Genomic DNA, 12,595 nt, shown 5'->3' with positions numbered 1-12,595 from the left:
TCAGAACTAACACAGTGGACGCGAGCAACTGAGGACAAGCCCTCGGCCTATTAGTACCGGTCAACTCCACACGTTACCGTGCTTCCATATCCGGCCTATCAACCCAGTCGTCTACTGGGAGCCTTACCCCATCAAGTGGGTGGGAGCCCTCATCTCGAAGCAGGCTTCCCGCTTAGATGCTTTCAGCGGTTATCCCTCCCGAACGTAGCCAACCAGCCATGCCCTTGGCAGAACAACTGGCACACCAGAGGTTCGTCCGTCCCGGTCCTCTCGTACTAGGGACAGCCCTTCTCAAGACTCCTACGCGCACAGCGGATAGGGACCGAACTGTCTCACGACGTTCTAAACCCAGCTCGCGTACCGCTTTAATGGGCGAACAGCCCAACCCTTGGGACCGACTCCAGCCCCAGGATGCGACGAGCCGACATCGAGGTGCCAAACCATCCCGTCGATATGGACTCTTGGGGAAGATCAGCCTGTTATCCCCGGGGTACCTTTTATCCGTTGAGCGACGGCGCTTCCACAAGCCACCGCCGGATCACTAGTCCCGACTTTCGTCCCTGCTCGACCCGTCGGTCTCACAGTCAAGCTCCCTTGTGCACTTACACTCAACACCTGATTGCCAACCAGGCTGAGGGAACCTTTGGGCGCCTCCGTTACCCTTTAGGAGGCAACCGCCCCAGTTAAACTACCCATCAGACACTGTCCCTGATCCGGATCACGGACCCAGGTTAGACATCCAGCACGACCAGACTGGTATTTCAACGACGACTCCACCCGAACTGGCGTCCGAGCTTCAAAGTCTCCCAGCTATCCTACACAAGCCGAACCGAACACCAATATCAAACTGTAGTAAAGGTCCCGGGGTCTTTCCGTCCTGCTGCGCGAAACGAGCATCTTTACTCGTAGTGCAATTTCACCGGGCCTATGGTTGAGACAGTCGAGAAGTCGTTACGCCATTCGTGCAGGTCGGAACTTACCCGACAAGGAATTTCGCTACCTTAGGATGGTTATAGTTACCACCGCCGTTTACTGGCGCTTAAGTTCTCAGCTTCGCCGGCCCGAAAGCCAGCTAACCGGTCCCCTTAACGTTCCAGCACCGGGCAGGCGTCAGTCCGTATACATCGCCTTACGGCTTCGCACGGACCTGTGTTTTTAGTAAACAGTCGCTTCTCGCTGGTCTCTGCGGCCACCCCCAGCTCAGACCGAAAAGATCATCACCAGGAATGGCCCCCCTTCTCCCGAAGTTACGGGGGCATTTTGCCGAGTTCCTTAACCATAGTTCACCCGAACGCCTCGGTATTCTCTACCTGACCACCTGAGTCGGTTTAGGGTACGGGCCGCCATGAAACTCGCTAGAGGCTTTTCTCGACAGCATAGGATCATCCACTTCACCACAATCGGCTCGGCATCAGGTCTCAGACTATTGCCAGGCGGATTTACCTACCTGACGTCCTACACCCTTACCCCGGGACAACCACCGCCCGGGATGGACTACCTTCCTGCGTCACCCCATCACTCACCTACTACCAGCTCGGGTCACCGGCTCCACCACTCCGACCTCGTCCGAAGACTCAGCCGACGGCTTCACGGGCTTAGCATCACTGGATTCGATGTTTGACGCTTCACAGCGGGTACCGGAATATCAACCGGTTATCCATCGACTACGCCTGTCGGCCTCGCCTTAGGTCCCGACTTACCCTGGGCAGATCAGCTTGACCCAGGAACCCTTAGTCAATCGGCGCAAACGTTTCTCACGTTTGTATCGCTACTCATGCCTGCATTCTCACTCGTGAACCGTCCACAACTACCTTCCGGTGCTGCTTCACCCGGCACACGACGCTCCCCTACCCATCCATACACCCGTTGGGGCTGTTGTATGAATGACACGACTTCGGCGGTACGCTTGAGCCCCGCTACATTGTCGGCGCGGAATCACTAGACCAGTGAGCTATTACGCACTCTTTCAAGGGTGGCTGCTTCTAAGCCAACCTCCTGGTTGTCTCTGCGACTCCACATCCTTTCCCACTTAGCGTACGCTTAGGGGCCTTAGTCGATGCTCTGGGCTGTTTCCCTCTCGACCATGGAGCTTATCCCCCACAGTCTCACTGCCGCGCTCTCACTTACCGGCATTCGGAGTTTGGCTAAGGTCAGTAACCCGGTAGGGCCCATCGCCTATCCAGTGCTCTACCTCCGGCAAGAAACACACGACGCTGCACCTAAATGCATTTCGGGGAGAACCAGCTATCACGGAGTTTGATTGGCCTTTCACCCCTAACCACAGGTCATCCCCCAGGTTTTCAACCCTGGTGGGTTCGGTCCTCCACGAAGTCTTACCTCCGCTTCAACCTGCCCATGGCTAGATCACTCCGCTTCGGGTCTTGAGCGTGCTACTAAAACGCCCTATTCGGACTCGCTTTCGCTACGGCTACCCCACCCGGGTTAACCTCGCAACACACCGCAAACTCGCAGGCTCATTCTTCAAAAGGCACGCAGTCACGAGAACAAGGCAAGCCTTGTCCCGACGCTCCCACGGCTTGTAGGCACACGGTTTCAGGTACTATTTCACTCCCCTCCCGGGGTACTTTTCACCATTCCCTCACGGTACTATCCGCTATCGGTCACCAGGGAATATTTAGGCTTAGCGGGTGGTCCCGCCAGATTCACACGGGATTTCTCGGGCCCCGTGCTACTTGGGTGTCTCTCAAACGAGCCGCTGACGTTTCGACTACGGGGGTCTTACCCTCTACGCCGGACCTTTCGCATGTCCTTCGCCTACATCAACGGTTTCTGACTCGTCTCATGGCCGGCAGACCATGAAAGAGAGATCCCACAACCCCGTACACGCAACCCCTGCCGGGTCTCACACGTATACGGTTTAGCCTCATCCGGTTTCGCTCGCCACTACTCCCGGAATCACGGTTGTTTTCTCTTCCTGCGGGTACTGAGATGTTTCACTTCCCCGCGTTCCCTCCACTTGCCCTATGTGTTCAGGCAAGGGTGACAGCCCATGACGACTGCCGGGTTTCCCCATTCGGACACCCCCGGATCAAAGCCTGGTTGACGACTCCCCGGGGCCTATCGTGGCCTCCCACGTCCTTCATCGGTTCCTGGTGCCAAGGCATCCACCGTGCGCCCTTAAAAACTTGGCCACAGATGCTCGCGTCCACTGTGCAGTTCTCAAACAACGACCAACCACCCATCACCCCGAGCAAACAGCTCGAGTGCACTGGGGCCGGCACTGAAGGCGACCTCACGGCCGAACCCTCAGACACCCAACAGCGTGCCCGACCAGCTTCCGTCCGGAGATCATGCGTTCCACGCTCTGACGAGCAGTACTAGCAGCCTCCGGCCCAGACACCGGCCGAGTAGTCAACGTTCCACCCATGAGCAACCAGCATCAGACGTTCGCTAATGTACTGGCCTCTGACCAACCAGAGGTTGGTAAGAAGTGCTCCTTAGAAAGGAGGTGATCCAGCCGCACCTTCCGGTACGGCTACCTTGTTACGACTTCGTCCCAATCGCCAGTCCCACCTTCGACAGCTCCCTCCCACAAGGGGTTGGGCCACCGGCTTCGGGTGTTACCGACTTTCGTGACGTGACGGGCGGTGTGTACAAGGCCCGGGAACGTATTCACCGCAGCAATGCTGATCTGCGATTACTAGCGACTCCGACTTCATGGGGTCGAGTTGCAGACCCCAATCCGAACTGAGACCGGCTTTTTGAGATTCGCTCCACCTCGCGGTATCGCAGCTCATTGTACCGGCCATTGTAGCACGTGTGCAGCCCAAGACATAAGGGGCATGATGACTTGACGTCGTCCCCACCTTCCTCCGAGTTGACCCCGGCGGTCTCCCGTGAGTCCCCAGCACCACAAGGGCCTGCTGGCAACACGGGACAAGGGTTGCGCTCGTTGCGGGACTTAACCCAACATCTCACGACACGAGCTGACGACAGCCATGCACCACCTGTACACCGACCACAAGGGGGACCCTGTCTCCAGAGTTTTCCGGTGTATGTCAAGCCTTGGTAAGGTTCTTCGCGTTGCGTCGAATTAAGCCACATGCTCCGCCGCTTGTGCGGGCCCCCGTCAATTCCTTTGAGTTTTAGCCTTGCGGCCGTACTCCCCAGGCGGGGCACTTAATGCGTTAGCTGCGGCACGGACAACGTGGAATGTTGCCCACACCTAGTGCCCACCGTTTACGGCGTGGACTACCAGGGTATCTAATCCTGTTCGCTCCCCACGCTTTCGCTCCTCAGCGTCAGTATCGGCCCAGAGATCCGCCTTCGCCACCGGTGTTCCTCCTGATATCTGCGCATTTCACCGCTACACCAGGAATTCCGATCTCCCCTACCGAACTCTAGCCTGCCCGTATCGACTGCAGACCCGGGGTTAAGCCCCGGGCTTTCACAACCGACGCGACAAGCCGCCTACGAGCTCTTTACGCCCAATAATTCCGGACAACGCTCGCGCCCTACGTATTACCGCGGCTGCTGGCACGTAGTTAGCCGGCGCTTCTTCTGCAGGTACCGTCACTTTCGCTTCTTCCCTGCTGAAAGAGGTTTACAACCCGAAGGCCGTCATCCCTCACGCGGCGTCGCTGCATCAGGCTTTCGCCCATTGTGCAATATTCCCCACTGCTGCCTCCCGTAGGAGTCTGGGCCGTGTCTCAGTCCCAGTGTGGCCGGTCGCCCTCTCAGGCCGGCTACCCGTCGTCGCCTTGGTGAGCCGTTACCTCACCAACAAGCTGATAGGCCGCGGGCTCATCCTGCACCGCCGGAGCTTTCCACGCGCATCAGATGCCTGAGCGCGTCGTATCCGGTATTAGACCCCGTTTCCAGGGCTTGTCCCAGAGTGCAGGGCAGATTGCCCACGTGTTACTCACCCGTTCGCCACTAATCCCCACCGAAGTGGTTCATCGTTCGACTTGCATGTGTTAAGCACGCCGCCAGCGTTCGTCCTGAGCCAGGATCAAACTCTCCGTGAATGCTTCCCCGTGATCGGGGCGAACACATCACGAGAGCGGAACCGCAAGGAGGAATAGTCCTCACGGTTCACAGCGTCCTCGCTGTGTTTTTTCAAAGGAACCTCGACCGTCGAGAATGATTCCGACGGACGGGGTATCAACATATCTGGCGTTGACTTTTGGCACGCTGTTGAGTTCTCAAGGAACGGACGCTTCCTTCGTACTCACCCTCTCGGGCTTTCCTCCGGGCGCTTCCCTTCGGTGTTTCCGACTCTATCAGATCCTTTTCGGATCCGATTCCCTGTCGGCGGGATCGCCGTCGCCCTCTCGGCTTTCGCCGTTCGGCCTTTCGACATTCACTACGTTAGCCGATTCCCCCGCTCGATTCATAATCGAGCCGCTGCGTTCGGAATTCAGACATGCGGACATGTCGAATTCGACCCCGCTGGAGGGTGATCGTAGGTAGTGGGTTGGCCGCTTCCGGCTGCAGGCGATCGCCGTACCCGGTTCAAGCGGCTCGGGCTACATTACGCACGTTCCAAGGTCGAGTCAACTCCGTCGACGTCGCCCGGCTCCGGCCCAACTCCCCGCGCCGACGGGCCCGTGCGAGCCGCGAGCGCGGCGCACGGCGAATCAGGCTCCGGCGGACGGCTTCGCTCTCGGGCTCAGTCGGTACGCCGAGACCGTCGGATCACCGGCGACGAAGAAGCGGTGCTGCCAGTCGTGGGCTCTGCTCACGCCGACCCGAGGGCCGATCCGGATGAGTGCGGCGGGCACCGGCTCACCGTCGGACAGCGTGACCGAGGCGCCTGCCAGCAGGTCCGTGCCGTCGTGTTCTGCCGTGATGCCGAGCGCCTGGCAGAAGTTCCCCGGACCTCGTGCGAGACGGGCACTCTCGACCTTGTCCCCCCGCCGCTTGCGTGCCAGGTCCTCGCCTTCGACGACCCTGCCCGCCCGGACGAGGACGGCCGAGGCGATGCCGTCCGTCCCGGTGACGATGTTCGCGCACCAGTGGAGACCGTGGGACCGGTAGACGTACAGGTGTCCCGCGGGCCCGAACATGACGGCATTGCGGGGTGTCCGGCCGCGGTAGGCGTGGGACGCCGGGTCTGCCGCACCGGAGTACGCCTCGGTCTCCGTGATGCTGATGCTCACGGTTCCCTCGGGGCTCTTGTGGGTGAGGATCGAACCGAGCAGCTCGGGGGCGACCTCTTCGGCGGGGCGGGCGAGGTTCAGAGTGTTCACGACGGCCGACCGGACATGCCGCGGGTGAAGGGGACGTACGCGTGGCCGGGTTCGCCGCACACCACGCCGACGCGGACCGGGATCCGGCGCAGGCGGTCGGGGACGGCCTCGAGTACGGGGCGGTCGGAGAGCTTCCCGGGCAGGGGCGTACGGTCGGGGGTCGCGATCATGCCGTCCGAGGGTACTGGAGACGGACGCCGCAACAGGGGGTGCGCGGGCGCCGCCCTCGCCGGGGTGCGGGCGACGGAACCGGCCACGGCTGGATCGCGTTGTTAGGCATCAAGGGTCCATACGCACGAGGGAGAGACATGGCGTTCAAGAAGCTGCTGGCGAGTCTGGGAGCCGGCGGGGCCTCGGTCGAGACGGTGCTGCACGAGGTCAACGTCGTTCCGGGCGGTGTCGTCCAGGGGGAGGTGCGGATCCAGGGCGGGTCCGTGAACCAGCAGATCGAGGGCCTGTCGGTCGGGCTGCAGGCCAAGGTCGAGGTGGAGAGCGGCGACCAGGAGGTCAAGCAGGACATCGAGTTCACCAAGTCGCAGCTCGGCGGGGCCTTCGAGCTCCAGGCGGGCGCGGTGCATGCGGTGCAGTTCGGGCTGGAGATCCCGTGGGAGACGCCGATCACGATGATCGACGGTCAGGCGCTGCGCGGGATGAACATCGGCGTGACCACCGAGCTGGCGATCGCGCGGGCCGTCGACTCCGGCGACCTGGACCCGGTCAACGTGCACCCGCTGCCGGCGCAGAAGGCGATCCTGGACGCGTTCATCCAGCTGGGCTTCCGGTTCAAGAACGCGGACATGGAGCGCGGCCACATCCGCGGCACCCGGCAGAAGCTGCCCTTCTACCAGGAGATCGAGTTCCTGCCGCCGCAGCAGTACCGGGGACTGAACCAGGTCGAGCTGAGCTTCGTCGCCGACGAACAGGCCATGGACGTCGTGCTGGAGATGGACAAGAAGCCGGGTCTGTTCAGCGAGGGCAGCGACACCTTCCGGTCCTTCCAGGTGGGGCTGAACGACTACCAGGGGACCGACTGGACGGCATACCTGAACCAGTGGCTGTCGGAGGTCGGCAGCAAGCGCAACTGGTTCTAGGCTCGGTTCCCACTGAACGTAAACGATCAGGAGGTACCGAGGTGACCGAGCTCAAGCGGCGGCCGCTCCCCCACGACTTCCATCCGCCCGTGCCGTCCTTCACGGTGACGAGCGACGATGTGAAGGAAGGGGCGACGCTCAACGAGGCTCAGGTCCACGCGGCCGGCAACACCTCGCCGCACCTGCGGTGGGAGGGTTTCCCGCCGGAGACCAAGAGCTTCGCCGTGACCTGCTACGACCCCGACGCCCCGACGGGCAGCGGATTCTGGCACTGGGTGGTGTTCGACATCCCGGCCTCGGTGACCGAACTGCCGGCGGGTGCGGGCAGCGGCGCGTTCGAGGGCCTGCCGGCCGGTGCCGTACAGGCGCGCAACGACTACGGCACCAAGGACTTCGGCGGTGCCGCGCCGCCGCCCGGTGACGGGCCGCACCGGTACGTGTTCACCGTGTACGCGGTGGACCAGGAGAAGCTCGGGCCGGACGCGGACGCGTCGCCCGCGGTCGTGGGCTTCAACCTGCGGTTCCACACGCTGGCGCGGGCCCAGCTGATCGGTGAGTACGAGGTGCCCGCCGGCTCCTGAGTGCGCTCAGGGTTCATGGAACGTTTGCCCGCCCCTGGTCTTGGAATTGATCAGGGGCGGGCATTTTTGTTGCCGGGAGCCGCGGGGGGCCTCCCGAGGAGCAGCGGATATTGCGTTGTCCATCCCGGCGTGCCCGGCCAGAGTTGATCCCAGCCCGCCGAGGGGTGGGCCGGTGCACACGGGAGGTGGGCTGGTATGCGGGACACGCTGGTACTGAACGCGAGCTTCGAGCCGTTGTCGACGGTGACGCTGAACCGAGCCGTCGTTCTGGTGCTTCAGGACAAGGCCGTGGTCGAGCAGGCCCACCCCGAACTGCGGATGCGCGGAGCCGAGGTCGACATACCGGCGCCCCGCGTCATCAGGCTCTGCCAATACGTGAGGGTGCCGTTCCGAAGACGAGCCCCGTGGTCGAGGCGCGGTGTGCTGGTACGGGACCGGCACCGGTGCGCGTACTGCGGGCGGCGCGCGACGACCGTGGACCACGTGGTGCCGAGGTCGCACGGCGGACAGGACACGTGGCTGAACACGGTCGCCTCGTGTGCGGAGGACAACCACCGCAAGGCCAACCGGACGCCCGAGCAGGCGGGGATGCCGCTGCTGCGGGAGCCGTTCGAGCCGACCCCGGCCGACGCGATGCTGTTGGCGCTCGGCGCCGAGGAGTTCGAGGCGCTGCCGGAGTGGCTGGCGCTGGACGCCGCGTGAGGACGTCGCCGTAGGGACACCGGTGCTTCCCCGGCCGCGGGCCGAGGGTGGTAGGACGCACAGTTCCCCGCGCCCCTTCCGGGGTGCGGGGAACTGGTGTGTGCGGGGTGCCGTCAGTCGATGGAGGGCTTTTCGCGGCGCTCCTGTGCCGGGACGGAGGCGCCGTTGCCGCCCGAGCCTCCGCCGCCCATGGCGCCGAAGTTGCCCATGGCGCCGGAGAGGCCCTTGAGGGCGTCGCCGATCTCGCTGGGGACGATCCAGAGCTTGTTGGCGTCGCCCTCGGCGATCTTGGGGAGCATCTGGAGGTACTGGTAGGAGAGCAGCTTCTGGTCCGGGTCGCCGGCGTGGATCGCCTCGAAGACCGTACGGACCGCCTGGGCCTCGCCCTCGGCGCGCAGGGCGGCGGCCTTGGCCTCGCCCTCGGCGCGCAGGATCTGGGACTGCTTCTCGCCCTCGGCGCGCAGGATCTCGGACTGCCGGACACCCTCGGCCTGGAGGATCGCGGCGCGCTTGTCACGGTCGGCGCGCATCTGCTTCTCCATCGAGTCCTGGATGGAGGTGGGCGGTTCGATGGCCTTGAGTTCCACGCGGTTGACGCGGATGCCCCACTTGCCGGTGGCCTCGTCGAGGACGCCGCGCAGCGCCGCGTTGATCTCCTCGCGGGAGGTGAGGGTGCGCTCCAGGTCCATGCCGCCGATGATGTTGCGCAGCGTGGTGACGGTGAGCTGTTCGATCGCCTGGATGTAGCTGGCGACCTCGTAGGTGGCCGCGCGGGCGTCGGTGACCTGGTAGTAGATGACCGTGTCGATGTTGACGACCAGGTTGTCCTGGGTGATCACCGGCTGCGGCGGGAACGGCACGACCTGTTCGCGCAGGTCGATGCGGTTGCGGATGGTGTCGATGAACGGGACGACGATGTTGAGGCCCGCGTTGAGTGTCCGCGTGTAGCGGCCGAAGCGCTCGACGATGGCGGCGCTCGCCTGTGGGATGACTTGGATCGTCTTGATCAAGGCGATGAAGACCAACACCACCAGGATGATCAGGACGATGATGATCGGCTGCATCGTCGGTTTCCCCGTACCCTTCTTCGCCTTGACGCCTTCGGCAGATCCTATGCCTGTTCCGGATCTTGCTGTTGCGGATCTTGCTGGTCGAGTCTGACAGACCGTCGTGCAACTGGGGGGTTGTTCCCGCCAGTTGCGTCGGGGTACGTCACATGATGATCGCCGTGGCTCCCTCGATGTCCACGACGTCCACTTCCTGGCCCACTTCGTAGGCGCGTCCGGTGTCGAGGGCGCGGGCCGACCAGACCTCGCCGGCCAGCTTGATGCGGCCGCCGGTGCCGTCGACGCGCTCCAGCACGACGGCCTGTTTGCCCTTCAGGGCGTCGACACCGGTGGCGAGTTGGGGCCGCTGGGTGCGATGTCTGCCGGCGATGGGCCGTACGACCGCGATGAGGGCGGTCGAGACGACGGCGAAGACCACCACCTGGGCGACGGCGCCGCCGCCGAAGATGCCGGAGACCACTGCCGCGGCGACGGCGCCCACCGCGAGCATGCCGAGTTCGGGCATCGCGGTGATCACCAGCCCGATGCCGAGTACCGCCGCGCCGATCAGCCACCACAGCCATGCGTCGATGTCCACGTGGTCATGGTAGGACCGTGCACCCGGTCGCCGACAGGGCGCGATCGGTCCGAACGGTCCTCGTGGCTCTGCGGGTTGGGTCGAGCGGGTCAGGACATCGGGAGGCCCTGGGCGGTCCAGCGGTCACCGACCTGCTCGACGACGAGCGGGAGGCCGAAGCAGCGGGAGAGGTTGCGGGAGGTGAGTTCGAGCTCCAGCGGGCCGGCCGCGAGGACCTTGCCCTGGCGGATCATCAGGACGTGGGTGAAGCCGGGGGCGATCTCCTCGACGTGGTGCGTGACCATGATCATGGAGGGCGCGATCGGGTCGCGGGCGAGGCGGCCGAGGCGGCGTACGAGGTCCTCGCGGCCGCCGAGGTCGAGGCCGGCGGCGGGCTCGTCGAGCAGCAGCAGCTCGGGGTCGGTCATCAGGGCGCGGGCGATGAGGGTGCGCTTGCGCTCGCCCTCGGAGAGGGTGCCGAACTTGCGGTCCAGGTACTCGGACATGCCGAGCCGGTCGAGGAAGGCGCGGGCGCGCTGCTCGTCGATGTCCTCGTAGTCCTCGTGCCAGCCGGCGGTCATGCCGTAGGCGGCGGTGAGCACGGTCTGCAGGACGGTCTGCTTCTTGGGCAGCTTGTCGGCCATGGCGATGCCGGCGACGCCGATGCGCGGGCGCAGTTCGAAGACGTCGGTGCCGGGCCTGCCGAGGGTTTCGCCGAGGATCGAGGCGGTGCCCTTGCTGGGGTAGAGGTAGCTGGACGCCACGTTGAGGAGGGTGGTCTTGCCGGCGCCGTTGGGGCCGAGGATGACCCAGCGCTCGCCCTCCTTGACCGACCAGGAGACCTGGTCCACCAGAGCCCGGCCCTCACGGACCACGGATACGTCCTGAAGCTCCAGAACATCGCTCATGAGCGCGTTGTCTCCCCTTGCAGTGTGGCCGGTCTCGGCTGTCGCGTACGCCTGTGGGTCGGTCCGCCGCACCCGTGGGCGCAGCCCTTCATGAAATCTACGCCACCGGTCGGGCCGGGCATTCCATCGGTCCGGTTGTTGGGCTCTGTCTAGGGTGGGGGCATGTTCTCGGAACCTCGCTCTGGACGCCTCGCCGCTTGGGGAAATGCCCTTCTTGCCGGACTTGTCTCGCCCGATGACGCGGTCCTCGCCGTCGTCGGTGAGGACGCGGTGCACCGGGTGGAGGGGTTGCCGGGCGAGTCCGCGCCCGTGGGGCTCACGCTGGCGCTGGGGCGGTTGCGGGCGCTGGGCGTGAGCGGGTTGCGGGTGGCGCTGCCGGCGCCGGGGCATCCGCTGGGGCTGAGCGGTCCTCCGGAGTTCAACGCGCGGGCGCTGGAGGCGGAGGAGGCGGTGGTCTGTCACGGGGCCGCCTTCGGTCTGGTGCCGGAGGTGCGCGAGGCCGGTCCGGAGGGTGATGTGCATGTGGAGGTGGTGTGGCGCTGTCTGCCGGTGCGGGAGGCGCCGCCGGCCGATGTGCCGTCGCTCGGTGAGGCGGAGCGGGAGCTGGCGGAGGCGCTGCGGGAGGCGACCGAGGTGCTGACGCGGCTGGACGTGGCCGGGTCGGGGCCGGTCGCGGAGGCGGCGATCGACGCGTACCGGGCGCGGGCGGAGCGGGGGCGCGAGGTGCTGGCGCCGGGGTATCCGCCGCGGGCGGTACGGGTGCTGGAGCTGGCGCAGCGGGTGGGGGCGCTGGTGTCGCTGGCGGGGGCGAACGGGCACGGGGCTGCGGTGAGCGCGTCCGAGATGGCGGCGCGGGTGGCCGCGTTGCGGCCGGTGGAACGGACGGCGCGGCGGGCCCAGGTGGCCGCGTACAACTCCGTCGTGGAGGAGCGGCAGCGCGGGGCGGAGTGAGGGTGCTCGCGGGGGCGTGAACGGGTGCCTGTGCCGATGGGTGTGTGCCCCCGGGCTCGCTCCCGGAGGCGCGGAGACGGCCTCGTCCCTCGGACACCGGACGGGCCGAGAGGGCGGTCGGAACGCGCCTCCGCCCTCCCGGGGTGGGGCCGGGAGGGCGGGATCACCGGTCGGTGACAGGCGTCAGTCGTTGACGGCCACGTTGCCGAAGGCCGGGTTCAGCGCGCCGATGACGTTCACGCTGTTGCCGGACACGTTGACCGGGACGTCGACCGGGACCTGGATGACGTTGCCGGAGACGACGCCGGGGGAGCCCACGGCCGTGCCGTCGGCGTGGCTGCCGTCGGTGGCGGAGGCCATGCCGGTGCCGGCGGCGAGCAGACCGCCGGCCATCATCGTCACGGCCGCTGCCTTCTTCAGGTTCTTCACTTTCCGAGCCCTCCTTGCGATGCCCGCGGCAGGCGCCGCGGCACGCACTGGGAAACGGTGGACGCCGACGATGGATACGGCCGTCCGGGGGACATTCC

Annotated in this window: 9 protein-coding genes, 2 rRNA genes and 1 pseudogene; 4 read left to right on the top strand and 8 right to left on the bottom strand. The window is 64.9% G+C overall.

Annotation, left to right across the window (positions count from 1 at the left end):
- Positions 1 to 30: 30 nt before the first annotated feature.
- The 4 genes from FGW31_RS27445 to FGW31_RS27430 form a co-directional block, all read right to left on the bottom strand.
- Positions 31 to 3,152 (bottom strand): 23S ribosomal RNA (locus FGW31_RS27445).
- Between the two features lie 310 nt (positions 3,153 to 3,462).
- Positions 3,463 to 4,988, bottom strand: a 16S ribosomal RNA gene (locus tag FGW31_RS27440).
- Together the 16S and 23S rRNA genes form the textbook arrangement of a ribosomal RNA operon.
- Before the next feature lie 612 nt (positions 4,989 to 5,600).
- Complete coding sequence (locus tag FGW31_RS27435; RefSeq protein WP_142196220.1) at positions 5,601 to 6,212, bottom strand: DNA-3-methyladenine glycosylase; 612 nt, start codon at positions 6,210 to 6,212, stop codon at positions 5,601 to 5,603.
- Positions 6,209 to 6,382: a 3-methyladenine DNA glycosylase gene (locus tag FGW31_RS27430; RefSeq protein WP_142196219.1), complete on the bottom strand. Its 174-nt coding sequence runs from the start codon at positions 6,380 to 6,382 to the stop codon at positions 6,209 to 6,211. Before FGW31_RS27430 ends, FGW31_RS27435 begins: the two co-directional genes overlap by 4 nt.
- Before the next feature lie 138 nt (positions 6,383 to 6,520).
- Between FGW31_RS27430 and FGW31_RS27425 the strand changes: the two genes are divergently transcribed.
- From FGW31_RS27425 to FGW31_RS27415, 3 genes are all read left to right on the top strand, one after another.
- The gene (locus FGW31_RS27425; protein ID WP_142196218.1) at positions 6,521 to 7,303 is read left to right on the top strand and encodes a sporulation protein; all 783 of its coding nucleotides are present in this window, start codon (positions 6,521 to 6,523) and stop codon (positions 7,301 to 7,303) included.
- Between the two features lie 41 nt (positions 7,304 to 7,344).
- Positions 7,345 to 7,884, top strand: a complete 540-nt coding sequence (locus tag FGW31_RS27420; RefSeq protein ID WP_142196217.1) for a YbhB/YbcL family Raf kinase inhibitor-like protein — start codon at positions 7,345 to 7,347, stop codon at positions 7,882 to 7,884.
- Between the two features lie 195 nt (positions 7,885 to 8,079).
- A complete protein-coding gene (locus FGW31_RS27415; protein WP_142196216.1) occupies positions 8,080 to 8,586 on the top strand; it encodes an HNH endonuclease in 507 nt (168 codons plus the stop codon).
- A gap of 113 nt (positions 8,587 to 8,699) precedes the next feature.
- Here FGW31_RS27415 and FGW31_RS27410 read toward each other — a convergent pair whose 3' ends face one another.
- From FGW31_RS27410 to FGW31_RS27400, 3 genes and pseudogenes are all read right to left on the bottom strand, one after another.
- A complete protein-coding gene (locus FGW31_RS27410; protein WP_142196215.1) occupies positions 8,700 to 9,650 on the bottom strand; it encodes an SPFH domain-containing protein in 951 nt (316 codons plus the stop codon).
- A 148-nt stretch (positions 9,651 to 9,798) separates the two neighbouring features.
- Positions 9,799 to 10,230, bottom strand: coding sequence for an NfeD family protein (locus FGW31_RS27405; RefSeq protein ID WP_142196214.1), 432 nt, complete (start codon positions 10,228 to 10,230; stop codon positions 9,799 to 9,801).
- A 356-nt stretch (positions 10,231 to 10,586) separates the two neighbouring features.
- A pseudogene (locus tag FGW31_RS27400) lies at positions 10,587 to 11,117 on the bottom strand (ABC transporter ATP-binding protein); the annotation flags it as partial.
- Between the two features lie 162 nt (positions 11,118 to 11,279).
- On the opposite strand from FGW31_RS27400, the gene FGW31_RS27395 reads away from it, so the two are divergent.
- Entirely contained in the window at positions 11,280 to 12,068 is a 789-nt protein-coding gene (locus FGW31_RS27395; RefSeq protein WP_142196212.1) for a hypothetical protein, read from the top strand.
- A gap of 183 nt (positions 12,069 to 12,251) precedes the next feature.
- On the opposite strand, the gene FGW31_RS27390 is transcribed toward FGW31_RS27395, so the two are convergent.
- A complete protein-coding gene (locus FGW31_RS27390; RefSeq protein ID WP_142196211.1) occupies positions 12,252 to 12,497 on the bottom strand; it encodes a chaplin in 246 nt (81 codons plus the stop codon).
- Positions 12,498 to 12,595 lie beyond the last annotated feature (98 nt).

Source organism: Streptomyces calvus (genome assembly GCF_006782915.1).
Lineage (GTDB): Bacteria > Actinomycetota > Actinomycetes > Streptomycetales > Streptomycetaceae > Streptomyces > Streptomyces calvus.
This window is presented reverse-complemented; position numbering and strand designations above follow the sequence as displayed.

What these genes read in the sequence shown, in the direction of transcription:
- FGW31_RS27395 (WP_142196212.1), top strand. Translation starts at nt 11,280, where the DNA reads ATGTTCTCGGAACCTCGCTCTGGACGCCTCGCCGCTTGGGGAAATGCC.
- FGW31_RS27425 (WP_142196218.1), top strand. Translation starts at nt 6,521, where the DNA reads ATGGCGTTCAAGAAGCTGCTGGCGAGTCTGGGAGCCGGCGGGGCCTCG.
- FGW31_RS27430 (WP_142196219.1), bottom strand. Translation starts at nt 6,382, where the DNA reads ATGATCGCGACCCCCGACCGTACGCCCCTGCCCGGGAAGCTCTCCGAC.
- FGW31_RS27410 (WP_142196215.1), bottom strand. Translation starts at nt 9,650, where the DNA reads ATGCAGCCGATCATCATCGTCCTGATCATCCTGGTGGTGTTGGTCTTC.
- FGW31_RS27415 (WP_142196216.1), top strand. Translation starts at nt 8,080, where the DNA reads ATGCGGGACACGCTGGTACTGAACGCGAGCTTCGAGCCGTTGTCGACG.